17 protein-coding genes are annotated in these 20317 nt (G+C 72.9%); 5 read left to right on the plus strand and 12 right to left on the minus strand.

Going from position 1 to position 20317, the window contains the following annotated elements; translation table 11 throughout:
• Positions 1 to 3: 3 nt before the first annotated feature.
• The 6 genes from DSM26151_RS08955 to DSM26151_RS08980 all read right to left on the minus strand — a co-directional run bounded on the left by DSM26151_RS08955 (position 4) and on the right by DSM26151_RS08980 (position 5615).
• On the minus strand, positions 4 to 1005 hold the full coding sequence (locus tag DSM26151_RS08955) for a proline racemase family protein (RefSeq protein WP_234659223.1): 1002 nt from the start codon (positions 1003 to 1005) through the stop codon (positions 4 to 6).
• Complete coding sequence (locus DSM26151_RS08960) at positions 1005 to 1937, minus strand: dihydrodipicolinate synthase family protein (protein ID WP_234659224.1); 933 nt, start codon at positions 1935 to 1937, stop codon at positions 1005 to 1007. Before DSM26151_RS08960 ends, DSM26151_RS08955 begins: the two co-directional genes overlap by 1 nt.
• A gap of 108 nt (positions 1938 to 2045) precedes the next feature.
• Positions 2046 to 3425: an FAD-dependent oxidoreductase gene (locus DSM26151_RS08965; protein WP_234659225.1), complete on the minus strand. Its 1380-nt coding sequence runs from the start codon at positions 3423 to 3425 to the stop codon at positions 2046 to 2048.
• Positions 3422 to 3679 carry a (2Fe-2S)-binding protein gene (locus tag DSM26151_RS08970; protein ID WP_234659226.1) on the minus strand — a complete coding sequence of 86 codons (258 nt, stop codon included), beginning with the start codon at positions 3677 to 3679 and terminating at the stop codon, positions 3422 to 3424. Before DSM26151_RS08970 ends, DSM26151_RS08965 begins: the two co-directional genes overlap by 4 nt.
• Complete coding sequence (locus DSM26151_RS08975; protein WP_234659227.1) at positions 3676 to 4857, minus strand: NAD(P)/FAD-dependent oxidoreductase; 1182 nt, start codon at positions 4855 to 4857, stop codon at positions 3676 to 3678. The genes DSM26151_RS08970 and DSM26151_RS08975 overlap by 4 nt, the downstream gene beginning before the upstream one ends.
• Positions 4858 to 4949: 92 nt before the next feature.
• A complete protein-coding gene (locus DSM26151_RS08980; RefSeq protein WP_234659228.1) occupies positions 4950 to 5615 on the minus strand; it encodes a GntR family transcriptional regulator in 666 nt (221 codons plus the stop codon).
• 149 nt (positions 5616 to 5764) lie between these two features.
• On the opposite strand from DSM26151_RS08980, the gene DSM26151_RS08985 reads away from it, so the two are divergent.
• Entirely contained in the window at positions 5765 to 6910 is a 1146-nt protein-coding gene (locus DSM26151_RS08985) for a glutamate--cysteine ligase (RefSeq protein ID WP_234659229.1), read from the plus strand.
• Between the two features lie 34 nt (positions 6911 to 6944).
• Here the strand turns inward: DSM26151_RS08985 and ffh are convergent, their stop codons facing one another.
• The 3 genes from ffh to ftsY are packed head-to-tail and all read right to left on the minus strand — an operon-like array spanning position 6945 to position 9927.
• Positions 6945 to 8519, minus strand: a complete 1575-nt coding sequence (ffh, locus tag DSM26151_RS08990) for a signal recognition particle protein (protein ID WP_234659230.1) — start codon at positions 8517 to 8519, stop codon at positions 6945 to 6947.
• Between the two features lie 27 nt (positions 8520 to 8546).
• Positions 8547 to 9035, minus strand: a complete 489-nt coding sequence (locus DSM26151_RS08995) for a DUF2004 domain-containing protein (RefSeq protein WP_234659231.1) — start codon at positions 9033 to 9035, stop codon at positions 8547 to 8549.
• Between the two features lie 16 nt (positions 9036 to 9051).
• The gene (gene ftsY, locus DSM26151_RS09000; protein WP_234659232.1) at positions 9052 to 9927 is read right to left on the minus strand and encodes a signal recognition particle-docking protein FtsY; all 876 of its coding nucleotides are present in this window, start codon (positions 9925 to 9927) and stop codon (positions 9052 to 9054) included.
• A 158-nt stretch (positions 9928 to 10085) separates the two neighbouring features.
• Between ftsY and DSM26151_RS09005 the strand changes: the two genes are divergently transcribed.
• Positions 10086 to 11072, plus strand: a complete 987-nt coding sequence (locus DSM26151_RS09005) for a TIGR03885 family FMN-dependent LLM class oxidoreductase (protein ID WP_234659233.1) — start codon at positions 10086 to 10088, stop codon at positions 11070 to 11072.
• Between the two features lie 5 nt (positions 11073 to 11077).
• Positions 11078 to 12742, plus strand: coding sequence for an alpha-amylase family protein (locus tag DSM26151_RS09010; protein ID WP_234659234.1), 1665 nt, complete (start codon positions 11078 to 11080; stop codon positions 12740 to 12742).
• A gap of 30 nt (positions 12743 to 12772) precedes the next feature.
• On the opposite strand, the gene smc is transcribed toward DSM26151_RS09010, so the two are convergent.
• Entirely contained in the window at positions 12773 to 16294 is a 3522-nt protein-coding gene (smc, locus tag DSM26151_RS09015; RefSeq protein WP_234659235.1) for a chromosome segregation protein SMC, read from the minus strand.
• Between the two features lie 194 nt (positions 16295 to 16488).
• Between smc and DSM26151_RS09020 the strand changes: the two genes are divergently transcribed.
• Complete coding sequence (locus DSM26151_RS09020; RefSeq protein ID WP_234659236.1) at positions 16489 to 17559, plus strand: GNAT family N-acetyltransferase; 1071 nt, start codon at positions 16489 to 16491, stop codon at positions 17557 to 17559.
• Positions 17556 to 18659, plus strand: coding sequence for a GNAT family N-acetyltransferase (locus DSM26151_RS09025; RefSeq protein ID WP_234659237.1), 1104 nt, complete (start codon positions 17556 to 17558; stop codon positions 18657 to 18659). Before DSM26151_RS09020 ends, DSM26151_RS09025 begins: the two co-directional genes overlap by 4 nt.
• On the opposite strand, the gene mutM is transcribed toward DSM26151_RS09025, so the two are convergent.
• Positions 18601 to 19599: a bifunctional DNA-formamidopyrimidine glycosylase/DNA-(apurinic or apyrimidinic site) lyase gene (mutM, locus tag DSM26151_RS09030; RefSeq protein ID WP_234659238.1), complete on the minus strand. Its 999-nt coding sequence runs from the start codon at positions 19597 to 19599 to the stop codon at positions 18601 to 18603. The two genes, DSM26151_RS09025 and mutM, sit on opposite strands and share 59 nt — an antisense overlap.
• Position 19600: 1 nt before the next feature.
• A complete protein-coding gene (gene rnc / locus DSM26151_RS09035) occupies positions 19601 to 20311 on the minus strand; it encodes a ribonuclease III (protein WP_234659239.1) in 711 nt (236 codons plus the stop codon).
• Between the last annotated feature and the right edge of the window lie 6 nt (positions 20312 to 20317).

Genomic DNA, 20317 nt, shown 5'->3' on the forward strand with positions numbered 1-20317 from the left:
CGGTCAGAAGACGAAGCCCTCGGGGAACGGGTCGTCGTCCTCGAGCAGGTACTGGCCGTGGCCGGTCACCCACGCGCGGCCCGTGATCGTGGGCACGACGGCGGGGATGCCGCCGACCTCGGTCTCGCGGACGAGCCGCCCGGTGAAGGCGGTGCCGATGAACGACTCGTTGACGAACTCGGTGTCGAGCGCGAGCTCGCCGCGGGCGTGCAGCTCGGCCATGCGGGCGCTCGTGCCCGTACCGCACGGCGAGCGGTCGAACCAGCCGGGATGGATCGCCATCGCGTGCCTGGACCGGACCGCGTCGGAGCCGGGCGCGATGAACTCGACGTGGTGCACGTGGTTCGCTCCGGCGATGAGCGGATGGCGCGGCGGGTGCTGGTCGTTGACGGCGTCCATGATCGCGAGGCCGGCGCGGATGATGTCGTCCTTGCGGGAGCGGTCGAAGGGCAGCCCCACGTCGTCGAGCTCGACGAGGGCGTAGAAGTTGCCGCCGAACGCGATCGAGTACGGGATGTCGCCGTAGCCGGGCACCTCGATCCGCGCGTCCAGCCGTTCGACGAAGCTCTCGACGTTCTCGATCGTGACGTTCACGGCTCGGCCGTCCTCGACCGCGACCCGTGCGATCACGAGGCCGGCGGGAACGTCGAGCCGGATCTCGGTGACGGGCTCGGTCACCTCGACCATGCCGGTCTCGACGAGCACGGTCGCGACGCCGATGGTGCCATGCCCGCACATCGGCAGGAAGCCGCTCGCCTCGATGAACACGACCCCCCAGTCGGCGTCGTCGCGTGCGGGCGGCTGCAGGAGCGCTCCGGACATCGACGCGTGGCCGCGGGGCTCGTTCATGAGCAGGCCCCGCAGGCCGTCGAGGTGCTCGATGGCGTGCAGCCGGCGTTCGTTCATGGTCGCGCCGGGGATCCGGCCGACGCCACCCGTGACGACGCGGGTCGGCATGCCCTCGGTGTGGGAGTCGACGGCCGTGATCACCCGGCGCGCGCGCATCAGGCGAGCACCGCCTTCCGGGCCGCGAGCGCGGCGAGCGCGCGTTCGGTGTCGGCCGTGACCTGCGCGTGCTGCTCGGGCGAGAGCGGTCCGCGGGGCGGGCGGGTCGGGCCGCCGTAGGAGTTGCCGCAGATGTCCATCGAGAGCTTGATGGCCTGCACGAACTCGGTGCGCGAGTCCCAGCGGAAGACCGCGACGAGCTGCTCGTAGAGCGCCTTCGCCTCGTGCCATTCGCCCCGCACGCAGAGGTCGTAGAGCTCGACCGCTTCGCGCGGGAAGGCGTTCGGGTAGCCGGCGAACCAGCCGACGGCGCCGTTGACCAGGAGTTCGAAGAGCACGTCGTCGGCACCGGCGATGATGTCGATGTCGCAGAGCTCCTTGATCTCGTAGACGCGGCGGACGTCGCCGGAGAATTCCTTGATCGCGACGACCTCGGGGATCTCGGCGAGCTTCGCGACGAGCGAGGGCACGAGGTCGACCTTCGTGTCGAAGGGGTTGTTGTAGGCCATGATCGGCAGTCCGACCTTCGCGACCTCCTGGTAGTGCGCGATGACCTCGGCCTCGTTGGCGCGGTAGAGCGTCGGCGGCAGCAGGAGCACGCCGTCGGCGCCGTCCTCCTGGGAGATCTCGGCCCACGTGCGTGCCTGGTGGCTTCCGACGCCGTGCACGCCGGCGACGACGATCCCGCGCCCGGCGACGGCGTCGACGGCGACCTGGGTCACCTTGCGGCGCTCGTCGTCGGTGAGCGAGGAGTACTCGCCGAGCGAGCCGTTGGGGCCGACGCCGCGGCATCCGTTCGACATGAGGAAGTCGACGTGCTCGCCGAACCTGTCGTAGTCGACGGCGAGCCCGGCGGGGGCCGAGTCGTCTTCGCGGAAGGCCAGGGTGGTGGCGACGACGACACCGCCGAGGTCCATGGTCTGGGTGGTCATCTGCTGTCCATTCTGTCGTTCGCCGTTCGGTGTGCGAAGTGCGGATGTCTCGGGCGGGCGGTGTCGGCGACCGCCGACGTGCACCGGTTCCGAGTAATATATCACGCACTACATCGGTGGAGAAGTCTCGCACGCAGCGAGCTCGCCGATGCGCAGCGACGAGAGCACGGGGCGGCGGTCGAGCCCGAGGGGCCGCCCCACGAGGTCCTCGACGCTCCGGCCGCACGTGCGGCCCTGGCACGCCCCCAGTCCCGCCCGGGTCGCGAGGCGGAAGCCGCGGCTCGAGCTCGTGTCCACCGCGGCGACGCCGCGCTCCGAGAACGCCTCGATCCGGGCGCGCGTCACCGATTCGCAGCGGCAGACGATCGTGTCGTCGTCGAGCCACGCGGTCCAGCCGGGTCGGATCTCGTGCGTCGCCAGTCGCTCGGCGAAGGCGTGCATGCGGCGACGTGCCCGGAGCGGGCCGCGCATCCGTTCGTCGTCGAGGGCGCCGCCGGCCGCGACGAAGCCCGCGACCGCGCCTTCCGCGAGCGCGGCATCGGCGCCCGCGATCCCGGTGACCTCGCCGGCCGCGAAGACGCCGTCGGTGCTCGTCGCCTGCCGCTCGTCGACCGTGACGAAGCGCGCCGCGCTGATCGCGCAGCCCGCCTGGATCGCAGCTTCGAGCCTGGGCGTGAACCCGTGCCCCAGGGCGACCGCGTCGCACTCGACCGTGCGCTCGGTGCCCTGGATCGGGCGCCAGTCGCGGTCGATGCGCTGCACGGTGACGGCCTCGACGGCGCGGTCGCCGTGGATGCGGGTGACGGCCTGCCCAAAGCGGTACGGGGTGCGGTGGCGGGCGAGCGAGGCGAGGTACTCCCCCAGTTCGCTCGCCTTGCCTGCGGCGCCGGCGAGCTGCCACGGCGCCCGGCCCCAGCCGCGGGCGAGCGCCCCGGCCGCGCAGGCCTCGACGACCTCGGCGACCTCGCCGCCCACGTGGGCGAGGCTCGCCGCGACGGGAAGCAGGAACGGACCGGCACCCGCGACGACGGTGCGCCGCCCGAGCGCGATGCCGTCGCGCTTCGCGAGCGCCTGGGCCGCCCCGGCCGTGGTCACGCCCGGCAGGGTCCACCCGGGCACCGGAAGCGCCCGGTCGTGCGCCCCGGTCGCGATGACGAGCGCATCGGCATCGATCGTGAGCGCGGTACGCGCTGCGGCGTCGGCGGGCCCCGCGAGCGCGTGCACGCGCAACCCGCCCTCGGTCTCGATGCGCCAGACGCTCGTGCTGCGGTGCACCCTCGCCCGCTCGAGCACGGCCCTCAGCCGCTCGAACCGCGACCACTGGTGCTGCAGTCGAGGATCGGTCAGCGCGTCGTGGTGCCGCCAGAACTGGCCGCCCGGGCGCTCCCCCTCGTCGAGCACGCAGACCTCGGCCCCGTGCGCGAGCGCCGCCTGGGCGGCCGCGAGCCCGGCGGGCCCTGCCCCGATGACGACGACGCGGCGGCTCATCGCGCTTCCCGGGCGATCTCGTCGCCGTCGACGGCCGTGCGCTGACAGGCACGCACGCTCTCGACGCCGTTGACCGTGACGACGCAGTCCTGGCAGACGCCGATGCCGCAGAACACGCCGCGCTCGGCGCCGTCGGCCGTGCGCCAGCTGCGGTGCCCTGCGGCGATGAGCACGCCGGCGATGGTCTGCCCCTCGCGGCCGGAGAGCTCCTCGCCCTCGAAGCTGATGCGGACGTCGTCGATGGGGGCGCTCACGCGGCCTCCTCTCGCAGGGCCGCACGGGTCGGCAGGAACGGGGTGGGGTCGAGCGGCGCAGGCGTGCCGAGCACCGCGTGCGCGACGAGTTCGCCGGTCGTCGGGGCGAGCCCGATTCCGGCGCCCTCGTGGCCGGCCGCGTGGAAGAGCCCGTCGATCCCGCCGTCGGCGCCGATCGCGGGCAGGTGGTCGGGCGCGTACGGGCGGAACCCGTGGTAGCTGCGCAGGACCATGGTGTCGGCGAGGAACGGGAAGAGCCGGGTGGCCTTCGCGGCGATCCCGGCGAGCGCGGGCAGGGCGAGCGCGTCGGAGAACCCGACCCGTTCACGACTCGAACCGATGAGCACGGTGCCCGCGGGCGTCGACTCGACGACGGTCGACGTCTGCAGCGCGGCATCCGCGGAACCCACGGCACCGACGTAGTCGGCGTCGTAGACCTTGTGGAACACGCGCTGCGGCATCGGCACCGTGACGAGGATCATGCCACGGCGGGGCCGGATGTCGAGGCGGGTACCGAGCAGGGCGGCGACCTCGCCGGCCCAGGGGCCCGCGCAGTTCACGACCGCGTCGGCCTCGATCGGCCCGGCGTTCGTCTCGATGCCGACGATGCGGCCCGAGGCGCCGCCCGAGCGGCCCCGCGCGTACCGCGCCCCCGTCACCTCGGCGATGCGCAGCTGCGCCCCGAGGCGCACCGCCCGCGCGAGCATCGCCTGCGTCGCGAGGCTCGGCTGCACCTGCGCGTCGTCGGGGTAGTGGATGCCGCTGCCGATCTCGTGCGACAGGTGCGGCTCGAGGGAGCGCAGCTCCGGGGCATCCAGCTCGACGGCGCGGATGCCGATGCCGCGCTGGGTTCCGGCGAAGTCGGCGAGCGCACCCTCGCCGCCGGGGAAGGCGACGACGATGCCGCCCTTCGCCTCGAACTCGGTGGCCGGCCGGCCCGGCCCGCGCTCGTCGTCGAGGCGTTCGGCGAGCGACCGCCAGGCGCGGTTGGCGACGATCGCGAGCTCGGCCTCGGCGCCCGGCCCCTTGTCGGAGACGAGGATGTTGCCCTCGCAGCGGCTCGACGTCTCGCCGGCGACGCCGACCCGGTCGACGACGACGACCTCGGCTCCCGCCTCGGCGAGCGCGAGGGCGCTGGCCGCCCCGACGGCGCCCGCGCCGATCACGATGACGCGCACGGCGCCTCCACTTCGTCGTGTTCCAGTGGTCTGCCGTGCAGAACCAAAGCACATGTCACGTGTGACATTTTACTCTACGACGACGAACGGGGTCAGCCCTCGTCCTGGCCGCTCCAGATCCCGGCCACATGGCCGACGTGCCGCCGCATCAGCGCCTCGGCGGCCGGGCCGTCACCCTCGACGAGCAGGCGCACGAGCTCGGCGTGCTCCAGCGACGAGGCGACGAGCGCGTCGCTCTCGGCCAGGTTCACGAGCCCGACGAGCCGCGTCTGCTGCCGCAGCTCGCTCACCAGTCGCACGAGATGCCGGTTGCCGGTGAGCTCGAGCAGGGTCAGGTGGAACGCCGTGTCGGCCTCGAGGTACGCCTCGAAGCGGCCCTCGCGACCGGCGGCGACGATCTCGGCAGCGAGCTCGTCGAGGCGGGCCACGGTCTCGGCCGGGACATGGCCGGCGAGCCTGCGCAGCGGCGGCGCCTCGAGCAGGGCGCGGACCTCGCCGAGCTCGCGCAGTTCGTCGAGCGAGATCTCGGTCACCCGGAATCCGCGGTTCCGGATCGGGCTCAGGAACCCCCGACGAGCGAGGTTCAGCATCGCCTCGCGCACGGGCGTCGCGCTCACGCCGAACTCGCTCGCCAGGGTCGGCACCGTGAGCACGGTGCCCGGCGCGAACTCGCCGGCCACGATCCGCGACGAGAGCGTGCGTTCGACCTGTTCGCGCAGGCTCTGCACCTCGGGCAGGCGCATGGGCTCGAGCGTCACGGAGTGCCGGCCTTTCGAGGTGTCATGCGGCACATCGTACTCGGTCGTCCCGACCCGTCGGGTGCGGCGCGCACGAGACGCTCCCCCGTGCTCGTGGGAGGATTTGCTCACACGCCGCACGCGCGGCGAACGGGGACGGGGGGTCGCCAATGGAGATCGAGTTCGCGAGGTCCGCGCGTTCCAGCGTCGGCATCGAATGGGAGCTCGCCATCGTCGATCGGGCGACCGGCGAGCTCGCATCGGTCGGCGACGTCGTCCTCACCGAACTCGGCGGCCCCGACGGGTCGCCGCACCCGTGGATCACGTCGGAGCTCCTGACGAACACCGTCGAGCTGGTCAGCGGAGTCCACGATCGTGTCGCCGGCGCCGTCGAAGACCTCACCGGCCAGGTCGCCGAGGTGCGTGCCGTGCTCGACCGACTCGGCGAGTACGAGCTCATCTGCAGCGGCTCGCACCCGTTCAGCCGATGGTACGACCAGCGACTCAGCGACAAGCCCCGGTACCACAAGCTCGTCGAGCGGACCCGCTGGTGGGGTCGGAACATGATGATCTGGGGCATCCACGTCCACGTCGGCATCGAGGAGCGCGACAAGGCGCTTCCGATCCTCGACGCGATGCTCGCGTACGTGCCGCACCTCCAGGCGCTCTCCGCGTCGAGCCCGTTCTGGGCGGGCGTCGAGACCGGGTACGCGTCCAATCGAGCGCTGATGTTCCAGCAGTTGCCCACCGCCGGGCTGCCCTACCAGTTCCCGGACTGGGCGTCCTACGAGCGGTACGTGGACGACCTCGTGCGCACCGGCGTCATCGAGGATCACACCGAGGTCCGCTGGGACATCCGGCCCTCGCCCCGCTGGGGCACCATCGAGGTGCGCGTCTGCGACGGCGTGTCCTCAGCGGACGAGATCGGTGCGATCGCCGCCCTCGTGCACTGCCTCGTGGAGTGGCTGTCGACGAGGCTCGACGAGGGCGAGACCCTCCCGACGATGCAGCCCTGGTACGTGCGCGAGAACAAGTGGCGTGCCGCCCGATACGGCATGCAGGCCGAGATCATCACGGACACCGCGGGCACCGAGCGCCTCGTTGCCGACGAGGTCGCCGACCTGCTCACGACGCTGGCGCCCGTCGCGGAGCGCCTCGGGTGCCCGGTCGAGCTCCAGCGCATCCGGGCGATGCTCGAGCACGGCGCAGGCTACGAGCGTCAGCTTCGCGTCGCTGCCGAGCACGGCGGCGACCTGACCGCGGTCGTCGCGCACCTCGCCCGCGAGCTGCGCGAGGGGACGACGCGCGCGCAGTGAGCGCCCGCCGGCGAGCTCGGCGAGCTCGGCGAGGTCAGCGACCGAGCATCTTCTGCAGGCTGGCCAGCTCCTCTTCGGTCGGCCCGCCCTTCGCACCGCCGCCGCCGAGCCCGAAGCCCGATCCGACGGGCGCGTCCGACGCGCCCGCGGGCGCGGCACCGGACGCGATGGCCGCGTTCTCGGCTGCGCGCTTGGCGGGATTGCCCGAACGCGATCCCTGCGACTTCTTCTTGCCCTTGGCCTTGCGCGCTCCCCCGCCGTGACCGCCGGGGATCGGCCCCATGCCGGGGATCTGCGGGACGCCGCCGCGCGCGACCGTCTTCATCATCTTCGCGGCCTGCTCGAACCGCTGCACGAGCTGGTTCACGTCGGTCACGGTCATGCCCGAGCCCTTGGCGATGCGCAGGCGACGCGATCCGTTCAGCAGCTTCGGGTTGCGCCGCTCGGCGGGCGTCATCGACTGGATGATCGCCTCGGTGCGCACGATCTCGCGCTCGTCGAAGTTCTCGAGCTGCTGCTTCATGCCGCCGGCGCCGGGAAGCATGCCCAGCATCTTCTTGATCGAACCGGCGCCGCGGAGCTGCTGCATCTGCTTGAGGAAGTCCTCGAGCGTGAACTGCTCCGACGCGATCTTCTCGGCGACCTTGAGGGCCTCCTCTTCGTCGAAGGCCTGCTGGGCCTGCTCGATGAGGGTGAGGATGTCGCCGAGGTCGAGGATGCGGCTCGCCATGCGGTCGGGGTGGAAGGGCTCGAAGTCGTCCAGGCCCTCGCCCGTGGAGGCGAAGATGATGGGCCGGCCGGTGACGGATGCCACGGACAGCGCGGCACCGCCCTTCGCGTCGCCGTCGAGCTTGGAGAGCACGACTCCCGTGAAGTCGACGCCGTCCTGGAAGGCCTTCGCGGTCGTGACCGCATCCTGGCCGATCATGGCGTCGATGACGAAGAGGACCTCGTCGGGGTTCGTGGCCTTGCGGATGCTCGCGGCCTGCTTCATCAGCTCGGCGTCGACGCCGAGACGGCCGGCGGTGTCGATGATGACGACGTCGTGCTGGGCGCGGGACGCCTGCGCGACCGCATCCTTCGCGACGCGGACCGGGTCGCCCACGCCGTTGCCGGGCTCGGGCGCGAAGACGGTCACGCCGGCCTGCTCGCCGACGACCTGCAGCTGGTTCACCGCGTTCGGGCGTTGGAGGTCGGCGGCCACGAGCATGGGCGTGTGGCCGTCCTTCTTCAGCCACTTCGCGAGCTTGCCCGCGAGCGTGGTCTTGCCGGCGCCCTGGAGGCCCGCGAGCATGATGACGGTCGGCGGGTTCTTCGCGAACTGCAGCCGCCGCTGCTGGCCGCCGAGGATGCCGACGAGCTCCTCGTTCACGATCTGCACGACCTGCTGCGCGGGGTTCAGCGCCCGGTTCACCTCGTCGCCGAGGGCACGCTCGCGCACCGTCGCGGTGAAGGTCTTCACGACGTCGAGCGAGACGTCGGCGTCGAGCAGCGCGCGCCGGATCTCGCGGACGGTGCCGTCGACGTCGGACGCGGAGAGCTTGCCCTTGGTGCGGAGGTTCTTGAACGTCTCGGTCAGACGGTCAGAGAGGGTGCCGAACGTAGCCATAGTGCCGCCCAGTCTACTGGCGCGGACCTACCCCTCGAAGCGCACGTCGACGATCTCGCGCTCGACGTCGATCGTGGCGACGAGCCGCTCATCGGTGTCCTCGGGCGCGAGACCGTACTCGAACTCGGCGAACACGTCGCCGGGGCCGTCGGCATCGGGGCGGAGGTCGACGCGCACCAGCGACATCGACCTGAGCGCGTCGATCTGGCGGTCGCCCGAGTCGCGGCCGATCGCGGCATCCACCTCGTCGGCCTCGTCGAGATCGGCGTCGAGCATCGCGCCGAGGAACTGCGCCACGGGCGAGGAAGCGGAGTCGAGTTGGGTGACGAACAGCGACCGCAGCTCGTCGTCGACGAGTTCGAGCTCCCCGATGAGGGTCGCGGCCGTATCGAGCGCCGCGAGCGAGACGGCGTCGGCGTCGGCGTCGAGGACGACCTCGACGCGCTGGTCGGCGTACTCGACGTCCTCCGACCAGTAGTCGCCGACGAGTCCGAAGTAGTCGTGCTCCATGGACATGCGTGCCCTCCCCTCCTCAGCCGACGAGCTGCTGCGCGAACACGTGCGGCGTGAAACCCGTGAGATCGCCGATGCCCTCGCCCTGGCCGATGAGCTTGATGGGCAGGCCGGTCTTCTCCTGGACTGCGATGACGAACCCGCCCTTGGCCGAGCCGTCGAGCTTGGTGAGCACGAGGCCCGTGACGCCGCCGTGCCGGATGAACGCCTCGGCCTGCGCGAGCCCGTTCTGCCCGGTGGTCGCGTCGAGCACGAGCAGCACCTCGCTGATCGGCGCCTGCTTCTCGACGACGCGCCGGATCTTGCCGAGCTCGTCCATGAGCCCGCCCTTGGTGTGCAGGCGACCGGCCGTGTCGATGATGACCATCTCGGTGCCCGTGCGCTTGGCGTGCTCGACGGTCTGGAACGCCACGGACGCCGGGTCCTGCCCCTCGCGTTCGGGCCGCACGACCTCGGCGCCTGCGCGTTCGGCCCAGGTCGCGAGCTGGTCGACCGCGGCGGCCCGGAAGGTGTCGGCGGCGCCGACGACCACGGTGCGGCCGTAGTTGCGGAGGAACTTCGCGAACTTGCCGATCGTGGTGGTCTTGCCCACCCCGTTGACGCCGACCACGAGCACGACCGCGGGCCGTTCGGTGAGCTTGAGCGTGGGGTCGTACTTCGCGAGCCGTTCCTCGACGAGTTCGCGAAGCATCCGCTGGACGTCCTTCGGGTCGGTCGTGCGGTACCGCTCGACCTGCGCCTTGATCGACTCGACGATCTCCTCGGTCACCGCAGGCCCGAAGTCGGCGCGGATCAGCGCGGACTCGAGGTCGTCCCACGTGTCCTCGTCGATCGTCCGCGCGCCGAACACGTTGCGGAGGGCCGATCCGAGCGACCACGATGCGCGTTCCACCATGCCTCCCAGCCTACGGGGGCGGATGCCTCGTGCCCGCCCCGCACTCATCGGCCGCACCTCGCCCGCGCCCGCGCATACCCGGCGGGCGCGAGGGCCGCAAGGCCTTGTCGCGGCCGAACCGTCCCGGAAGCATCGCCACGGACGGAAGGAGACCCCCCATGCCCCTCGTCGGATTCCACGCGTCGCACGAGCAGCTCCCGCCGAGCGCGCTCCTCGACGCCGTCGTGCAGGCCGAGCGGGCCGGCTTCGACGCAGCCATGTGCAGCGACCACTGGGCGCCCTGGAGCGTGCGCCAGGGCCACTCGGGCTACGCCTGGTCGTGGCTCGGCGCCGCGCTGCAGGCGACCTCGTTCTCGCTCGGCGTCGTGACCGCGCCGGGCCAGCGGTACCATCCGGCCGTCGCGGCGCAGAAGATCGCGACGCTCGGCGAGATGTTCCCCGGCCGGTTCTGGGCGGCGATCGGCAGCGGCGAGGCCGTCAACGAGCACATCACCGGCGAGCCATGGCCCGACAAGGACGCCCGGGACCGCCGGCTCGCCGAGACCGTCGACGTCATGCGGCGCCTCCTCGCGGGCGAGACGGTGACCCACGAGGGCGAGGTCAGCGTGCACGAGGCCCGGCTCTGGACGCGCCCCGACGAGACCCCGCCGCTCATCGCGGCCGCGGTCAGCACCGAGACCGCGGCCGAGACCGCGGCGTGGGCCGACGGGGTCATCACGGTCGACCAGGGCCGCGACGCGCTCGGGGACTTCATCGACGCGTACCGCGGAGCCGGTGGTCGTGGCCCGATCTGCGTGCAGGTGCATCTCAGCTGGGCCCCGACCGACGACGAGGCCGTCGCGATCGCGCACGACCAGTGGCGGCAGAGTCTCGTGTCGCCGCACCTCGCGTGGGAACTCGCGAGCCCCGAGGCCTTCGACGAGCGCACGGCCGACGCCGAGCCGTCCGAGGTGGCCGACACCCTGCTCGCCTCATCCGACACCCGGCGTCACCTCGACGCCCTGCTCGGGATCGCCGACCTCGGCGTCGACCGCATCTACCTCCATCACGTCGGCCGGCAGCAGCGCGGGTTCATCGACGCGTTCGGAGCGCACGTGCTGCCCGCCCTGCGAGCCGCGGGAGCGTCGACGGGAAGCGAAGGCTGAGCCCGATGCGCGCGACCGACCGCGGCGACCTGTGGTGGAAGACCGCGGTCGTCTACTGCCTCGACGTCGAGACCTACATGGACTGGAATGACGACGGCTCCGGCGACTTCGAAGGGCTCGCGAACCGGCTCGACCATCTCGCCGAGCTCGGCGTCACGTGCATCTGGCTCATGCCGTTCCAGCCCTCGCCCGACCAGGACGACGGCTACGACATCGTCGACTTCCTCGGGGTCGACCCGCGGCTCGGCTCGCTCGGCGACGTGGTCGCGTTCACGCGCGCGGCGCGGGACCGCGGCATCCGCGTGATCATGGACCTGGTCATGAACCACACGTCCGACCGGCATCCGTGGTTCGTCTCGGCCAAGCGCGGGCGCAACGCGCCCTACCGCGACTTCTACGTCTGGCGCGACGAGATCCCGCCGAACCCGCCCGAGAGCGTCTTCCCCGGCGAGGAGGAGGGCGTGTGGGAGTGGCACGAGGGCACGGGCCAGTACTACCTGCACTCGTTCTACCGGCACCAGCCCGACCTGAACATCGCCAACCCCGAGGTGCGCGACGAGGTCGCCAAGACCGTCGGGTTCTGGCTCGAGCTCGGGTTCTCTGGCTTCCGCGTCGACGCCGTGCCGTTCCTCATCGAACCGCCCGCCGGCGTGGACGTCGGCGACCCGCACGAGCTCCTGCGCGACCTGCGGCGCTACCTCCAGCGCCGGGCGAGCGAGGCGATCCTCCTCGGCGAGGTCAACCTGCCGTACGAGCAGCAGATCGCCTACTTCGGCGCCGACGGCGACCCGGCCGAGCTGACCCTGCAGTTCGACTTCGAGGCCATGCAGCGGCTCTACCTGTCGCTCGCGAGACAGGATGCCACGGCCCTGCGCGACACCCTCGCGAAGCGCCCTCGACTCGAACCCGAGAAGCAGTGGGCGAACTTCGTGCGCAACCACGACGAACTGACGCTCGACAAGCTGTCCGACGCCGAGCGCGAGGAGGTGTTCGACGCGTTCGCCCCCGAGGAGTGGATGCGCGTCTACGGTCGCGGGATCGTGCGGCGGCTCCCGCCGATGCTCGAGGGCGACCCGCGCCGGGTGCGCATGGTCTACAGCCTGCTGTTCGCGCTGCCCGGCACGCCGGTGCTCTTCTACGGCGAGGAGATCGGCATGGGCGAGAACGGCGAGCAGGAGAAGCGCCAGGCGGTGCGCACGCCCATGCAGTGGACCGGCGGGCGCAACGGCGGCTTCTCGCGGGCCGCTCCGAGCCGCCTCGCGGCCACGCCGCCCGCCGACGGGTACGCACCCGAGCACGTCAGCGTCGAGGCGCAGATGCACGACCCCGACTCGCTGCTCGCGGCGATACGCGGGTTCGTCGCCCGGTACCGCAGCTCGCCCGAGATCGGCTGGGGCGCGTTCGAGCTGCTCGAGGTCGGCGAGCCCGCGGTGCTCGCGCACCGCATCACCGAGGACCACCTGCGCTTCGTCGCGCTGCACAACTTCGCGCCGCGCCCCGTGCGGGTGACCCTCGAGCTCGGCGACGTTCCCGACGGGGCCGTGCTCTCCGACCTGTTCGCCGTCGACGCCGATCCGATCGATGATCGCGGGCGGGTCGACGTCGAGCTCGACGCCTACGGGTACCGCTGGTTCCGGGTGCTCGCGCCGGGCGACCGGCGGCTCACCTGAGCGGATGCCGCGGCCCCGGCATCCGTCTGCTCAGCTGGCCTTCGCGTCGAGCTCCTGGCGCACGCGCTGGCCGACCACGGCGGACACCCCGTCCTGTCGCATCGACACGCCGTAGAGGGCGTCCGCGATCTCCATCGTGCGCTTCTGGTGCGTGATGACGATGAGCTGGCTCTCCTCGCGCAGGCTCTCGAACGTCGTGAGCAGCCGGCCGAGGTTGGCGTCGTCGAGCGCGGCCTCGACCTCGTCCATGATGTAGAACGGGCTCGGTCGGGCCTTGAAGATCGCCATGAGCAGCGCGACGGCCGCGAGGGAGCGCTCGCCGCCCGAGAGCAGCGAGAGCCGCTCGATCTTCTTGCCCGCGGGCTTGACGCTCACCTCGATGCCCGTCGTGAGCAGGTCGTCGGGGTTCGTGAGCGCGATGCGGCCCTCGCCGCCGGGGAACAGGATCGGGAACACCTCGGCGAACGCCTCGCGCGTGTCCTCGAACGCGGACCGGAAGATCGACTCCATGCGCCCGTCGATCTCCTCGATGATCGTGAGGAGGTCCTTGCGGGTGTTCGCGAGGTCGGTGAGCTGCTCGGTGAGGAACTGGTGGCGCTGCTCGAGGGCGGCGAACTCCTCGAGCGCGAGTGGGTTGACCCGGCCGAGCTGGCCGAGCTTGCGCTCGGCGGCCTGCAGGCGCCTCTGCTGCTCCGTGCGGTCGTAGGGGCGCGGTTCGGCGTCCGGGTCGGCCTCGTCGGGAATGGGCTGATCGGGTCCGTACTCGGCGACGAGGACGGCCTCGTCGAGGCCGAGCTCGCTCGCGGCGCGCTCGACGAGCGAGCCCACGTGCAGCTTCTTCTCGTAGATGCGCAGTTCGAGCCCGTGGACGTCCTCGGTGACGGCGTGCAGGCGTTCGCGAACGGATGCCTCGGCGCGGCGCGCCGTCTGCACCTCCTCGTTCCGGCTCGCGCGTTCGGCCTCCGCCGCGGCGAGCGCGACGCGGGCCTCGGCGACCGACCGGCCCGCGGCCGACAGCACGGCGGGCAGGGCGTCGGCGACGCGTTGCGCCGACTCGAGCTGGGCGCGCCGGATGACGGTGCGCCGTGCGGCCTCCTCGGCGGCGCGGCGCTCCGCCTCGTGCTGGCGTTCCATGCCCGCGATGCGGGTCTCCTCCGAGCGCACGCGCTCGCGAGCGGTCTCGAGGCGGAGCCTCGCTTCGACCTCGCCCTCGCGGGCGCGTTCGAGCTCGGCCAGCGCCCCGTCGCGGCGGTCGGCCTCGAGCACGGGGCGCGTCTCGGCGCGGGCGGCCTCGAGCTCGGCGCCGGCGTCGGCCGCCGCGGTCTCGGCCTCGACGATGCGTTCCTCGGCGGTGGCGAGCGCCTCGTGGAGCCGGCCGGTCTCGGCGAGCGCCGCCTCGGCCCGGACCCGGGCGCGGTTCAGCGCCTCGGTGCGCTGGGCGAGCTGCGCGTCGAACTCGCGGAGCGCGGTGAGTGCCGCCTTGGAGCGCTCGCGCGCGTGCTGGGCAGCCCCCCGCTGCTCGTCGAGGTCGGACGTCGCGTGTTCGATCTCGGCGCGGACCTCGTCGAGGCGGGCCTTCGCACGGTCGCGTTCGGCGAGCAGTTCGATGCGGCTCTGCGTGCGACCCGATCCGCCGTGGACGACGTACCGGCCGATGACCGTGCCGTCCTTCGTGATGACGGTGGCGGGCCGGTCGAGGGCGGCGAGCGCGGGCTCTGCGGCGCGGACGGCGTCGAGGTCGTCGGCGATGAGCACCTCGGCGAGCAGGGCGCGCACCCCGTCGGGGGCGTCCGCGACGGATGCCGCGGGGACCAGCCCCGGGACGTCGAGGCCGTCGGGCGGGGCGCCGCCGGGGTCGGCGATCGTGAGTGCCACGCGACCGAGGTCGTCGGCGGCGGCCGCCGCGAGCGCGCCGAGCGCGGCGGCGCGGTCGTCGACGAGCACCGACTCGGCGAGCGGTCCGAGCGCTGCGGCGACCGCGACCTCGTAGCCGGGCTCGACGCGCAGGTGCTCGGCGAGGAGCCCGCGGACGCCCGGGGCGCCGGATGCGGCGAGCGCCGCGGAACCGTCCTTCTGGTCGAGCGCGAGCGAGAGTGCGCCGACGCGCGCGCCGAGGGCGTCGCGTTCGCGTTCGCGTTCGTGCAGCGCCTCCCGGAGCCGGTCGATCTCGCCCTCGGCCTCGAATACGGCCGCCTGCGCGAGCTCGTACGCCTCGTCGAGGTCGGTCGAGGCTCCCGGGTCGGCGTCGGATTCGGCTTCGATGCGCGCGAGCTCGGCGGCCGCGGCGTCGCGCCGCAGTTCGGCCGACTCGAGTGCGGTGCGGTGGCGCAGCACCTCGCCGCGGACGGCGGCGAGGTTCGAGGCCGCGGCATCCGCTCGACCGGCCAGTTGCGAGGCCCGCAGGTCGTACGCGCTGACCCGTGCGGCCTGCGCCGCGATCTGCTCGTCGACGGCGTCGAGCGCGGCGCGCGCGTCGCGCGTGACCTGCCCGGCGCGTTCGAGCGCGGCACCGGCCTCGCCCACCCCGCCCCGGATGGATTCGAGTTCGGCCCGCGCGGCGTCGATGTCGGCCAGGGTCACGGTCGGCGCGGCATCCGCACCGTCGTCCGGGCTCGACAGCAGCGCGATCCGCTGGCGTGCGAGCGAGTCGAGCGAGCGTAGTCGGGCCTCCGACTGCTCGAGCGCGAAGCTCGCGGCGCGAGCGCGGTCGACGGCGTCGCCGCCCTGCGCCTGTTCGAGCCGTTCGATGCGCGCCTGGTGCTGTTCGAGTTCCTGCTGCAGCACGAGGCGTTCGGCGTGCCGTTCGTGCTCGGCTCGCCCCGCGTCCGCGAGGACGCGCCGGAGTTCGACGACCTCGTCGGCCACGAGCCTGGCCTTGGCGTCGCGCACGACCGCGGCGATGCCGGCGGCCTCGCGTGCGACCTCGGCCTGGCGGCCGAGCGGCTTGAGCTGGCGGCGCAGCTCGGCGGCGAGGTCGGTCAGGCGCGTGAGGTTGGCCTGCATTGCGTCGAGCTTGCGGAGCGTCTTCTCCTTGCGGCGGCGGTGCTTCAGGATGCCGGCGGCCTCCTCGATGAACCCGCGGCGGTCCTCGGGGCTCGCGTGCAGCACCTGGTCGAGCTGGCCCTGACCGACGATGACGTGCATCTCGCGACCGAGGCCGGAGTCGCTGAGCAACTCCTGCACGTCGAGGAGGCGGCACTGCTCGCCGTTGATGGCGTACTCGCTGCCGCCGTTGCGGAACAGCGTGCGCGAGATCGTGACCTCGGTGTACTCGATCGGCAGCGCGCCGTCGGAGTTGTCGATCGTCAGGCTCACCTCGGCACGGCCGAGCGGCCCGCGGGTCGAGGTGCCCGCGAAGATGACGTCCTCCATCTTGCCGCCGCGCAGCGTCTTGGCGCCCTGTTCGCCCATGACCCAGGCGAGCGCGTCGACGACGTTCGACTTGCCGGAGCCGTTGGGGCCGACGATGCAGGTCACGCCCGGTTCGAACGCGAACGTGGTCGGCTGCGCGAAGGACTTGAAGCCCTTGAGCGTGAGGCTCTTGAGGTACATGTCCCCCCGGTGTCGCGGCGTGATGGTGCTGGATGCCTCGCACGAGCGTACCCGAGCGGATGCCGCCGGCCGGGTTCGCTCGCCGGGTTCGCGCGGATCCGGACGCTCCGACGGCCGTCGACGCCGCGGGAGGCGCTTCCGGCGGGCGCACCCGCGGGCTAGGCTGGCAGGCTGCTCGGAGTCGAGGAGGACGCATGGGCATCGAGATCCGACCCGTCCGGGTCCCCCACCAGGCGGATGCCGAGGCATCCGCCGAGCTCGACGCGTACGCCGCGCTGATCCGCCGGCTCGACCTCGAGCGGCTGGGCACCGACGAGCTCGCGCGGCCCGTGACCGAGCTGGTGCGCCAGTTCGCCGACGACCCGTACCGTGCGCACGTGCCGCTCGGCGCCTTCGACGGCGACGCCCTCGTCGGCATCGCCGAGCTCGAGTGGGAGCGGGACGACCAGGCGCGGACCGCGTACCTCGAGATGCTCGGCGTCGTCCCCGAGCGACGACGCGAGGGCATCGGCTCGGCGCTGCTCGAGCGCGCCGAGCGGATCGCCCGGGACGCGGGGCGCCCGACGCTCGTGCTCGCCGCAGACCACCCGGCCGACGCCGGGTCCGACGGCGACGAGGTGCTGCACGCGCCGCAGGGCGACGCGACGATCCCCGCCGGCGACCCGCCCGCCCGCTTCGCCGTGGCCCGCGGCTACGCCCTCGGCCAGCTCGACCGGGTCAGCGTGCTCGACGCCGCGGCACGTGCCGACGAGTTCCGGTCGCGACTCGACGGGCTCGCGGCATCCGCCCGGTACCGGGTGCGCACCTGGGTCGATCACGCCCCCGACGACCTGCTCGACTCGCTCGCGGTCGCGCACGAGCGCATGTCGGTCGACGCGCCGTCGGGCGCGATCGACTACGAGCTCGAGCGCTGGGACGCCGACCGGGTCCGCGACGACGAGCGGCGCACCGCCGCGATGGGGCGCACGACCCTGACCGCGGCCGCCGTCGCACCCGACGACACGGTCGCCGGATTCACCGTGCTCTCGCTGCCGGCCGGTTCCCCCGCCGTCGAGCAGTGGGACACGATCGTGCTCGCCGCCCACCGCGGCCACCGGCTCGGCATGCGCCTGAAGCTGGAGAACCTCGTCCTGCTCGAGGCGACGGATGCCACCCGCGAGCGCGTCTACACGTGGAACGCCGACGAGAATGAGCACATGCTCGCCATCAACATCGACCTCGGCTTCCGGCCGTTCGCGCTCGAGTCGGTCTGGCAGCGACCGTGAGCGCGGCGCCGCGGCCCGGCGGAGCCGCGCCGGCGGACGGGCCGGGAGCGCTCCGCGCCATCCGCTCACCCGACCGCATCGGCATCCCCGAGTCGGCCGACCTCGAGGCCTACGCCGAGTTCGCGCGCCGCATCCAGCTCGAGACCACCGGCACCGACGAGTTCAGCTACTCGGCCGCCGAGCTCGCCGTCCTCGGCGGCGACCCCTACCTCGAGCGCCGCCGGTTCGGGGTCTTCGAGGGCGGGCGGCTCATCGCCGCGGCAGCGGCATGGTGGGAACGCGAGCAGGCCGACGGCGCACCCATGATCACGATGGTCGGCGTCGACCCCGGCCACCGGCGGCGCGGACTCGGCGGTGCCGTGCTCGAGGCCGTCGAGGCATCCGCTCGCGACGCCGGCCGCGAGACGACCCTCCTCATCTCGGAGCACCGCACCGACGACGGATCGGGCGAGCGGATCCGCCCACCGCAGGGCGAGGCGTCGCTGCCAGCAGACGCGCCCGCGGTGCGGTTCGCACGCTCGCGCGGGTACCGCCTCGGCCAGCTCCTCGTCGCGAGCGCCCTGCCGGTCGCGGGCCGCGCGGCGCACTTCCGCGGCCTCGCCCGGCACGCCGCGCGCGACGACGGCTACCGCCTCGAGGCGTGGCGCGAGCGCACGCCCGACGAGCACCTCGACGCGTTCGCCGCCGCCCGCTCGCAGATGGTCGCCGAAGCGCCGAGCGGCGGGGTGGACTTCGCCGACGAGCACTGGGACGCGGCGCGCATCCGCGACGACGAGGCGCGCGCGACGAAGGCGGGGCGCACGCACCTCACAGTCGCAGCGATCGCCGCCGACGGGGAGGTCGCGGGATTCACGATCCTGACCCTCGCGCCGGGCAAGCACGGCGCCTACCAGGACGACACCCTCGTCCTCGGGCCGCATCGCGGCCACGGCCTCGGCATGCGGATGAAGCTCGCGAACCTCGTCGCACTGACGGAGACCGCACCGGAACGCACCTCGGTGTACACCTGGAACGCGGACGAGAACGGGCCGATGCTCGCCATCAACCGCGGGCTGGGGTTCCGCCCGCACTCGATCCAGGCGACGTGGCAGCGCGGATGACGCCGGCGCCGCCGCCGGGGGACCGTCGCCCCGCGCGCATCCGCTGGCAGCGCGGGCACCGGTGCGAGGAGCGGTTCATGAACGCCTCGCGCACGATCGGCGTCCCGCACCTCGGGCACGGCGATCCCGTGCGGCCGTAGGCGTTCAGCGAGTGCGCGAAGTACCCGGATGCGCCGTTGACGTTGACGTACTGCGCGTCGAAGCTCGTGCCGCCCTCGGCGAGCGCCTTCCGGAGCACCTCGCGCACCGCGGCCTGCAGCTCGCGCACCCGCCGTCGGCCGAGGCTCGACGCGGGCTGCTCGCCGTGCATGCGCACGGCCCACAGGGCTTCGTCGGCGTAGATGTTGCCGATGCCCGACATAACGCCCTGGTCGAGGAGCACGCGCTTGATGCCGGTCGCCCGGCGGGCGAGCGCCGCGGCGAACGTGTCGTCGTCGAACGCCGGGTCGAGCGGGTCGCGCGCGATGTGCGCCACCTGCGAGGGGATGCTGCGCGCCCACCGGCCGGTGACGTCGGCCGAGTAGCCGGCGACCCTGCCGTCGGCGGTCGGCACGAGGCGATCGATCGCCATCGAGCCGAAGATGCGCTGGTCGACGAAGTCGACCCGGAGCTCGCCATGCTCGGGGTGCTCGAGGTGCAGCCGGATCCGCGCATGGCGGTCGTCGCCCGGGTGGTCGCTCGTGCGCAGCAGCAGCTGCCCGCTCATGCCGAGGTGGCCGACCAGTGCGGCGCCTCCGGTCAGCGGCATCCACAGGAACTTGCCGCGCCGCACCGCGGCCTCGATGCGCTCGCCGGTCAGCAGCGCCTCGAAATCGCCGGATGCCGCGTCGTGCCGCTTCAACGACCGGGCGTCGAGCACCTCGACCCCGGCGACGTGCGCGCCCGTGACCGCCGGCGCGAGCCCCGCACGGACGACCTCGACCTCGGGAAGCTCGGGCACGTCAGCGGTCGCTGAGCAGGGTCCACGCGCGCAGCGCGGCGGCCATCTCGGCCTGCTTCTTGCTCGATCCCTCGCCGGACGCCTCGACGAGGTCGCCGACGACGACCGTCGCCACGAAGTGCTTGTTGTGGTCGGGCCCGCTCTCGCTGACCGAGTACGCCGGGGCAGCCGACCCGCGGCGCGCCGCGATCTCCTGCAGGCTCGTCTTCGGGTCCATCGCGGCGCCGAAGCGCGCGGGATCGTCCATGAGCGGCGCCACGAGGCTCAGCACGAACTCGGTCGCGACCTCGCCGCCGCGCGAGAGGAACACCGCGCCGATGATGGCCTCGACGGTGTCGGCGAGGATCGACGGCTTGTCGGCGCCGCCGGTCATCGTCTCGCCACGGCCGAGCCGGATGAACCGGCCGATGCCGATCGTGCGCGCGACCTCGGCCAGCGCGGCGCTCGAGACCAGGCTCGCGCGCCGCTTGGCCAGCTCGCCCTCGTCGAGTTCGGGATGGTCGGTGAACAGCCGCACCGTGACGGCCTGCCCGAGGATCGAGTCGCCCAGGAACTCGAGGCGCTCGTTGGTCGGGATGCCGCCGTTCTCATACGCGAACGACCGGTGCGTGAGCGCGAGGAGCAGGAGATCGGGGTCGAGCTCGACGCCCAGCGTGCGCTGCAGCTGGGCGAGCTCGTCAGCCCCGGTGTCCGTACGCTCCGCGCGCCTCACGACCGG

Origin of the sequence: Agromyces marinus, assembly GCF_021442325.1 — a bacterium.
Lineage (GTDB): Bacteria > Actinomycetota > Actinomycetes > Actinomycetales > Microbacteriaceae > Agromyces > Agromyces marinus.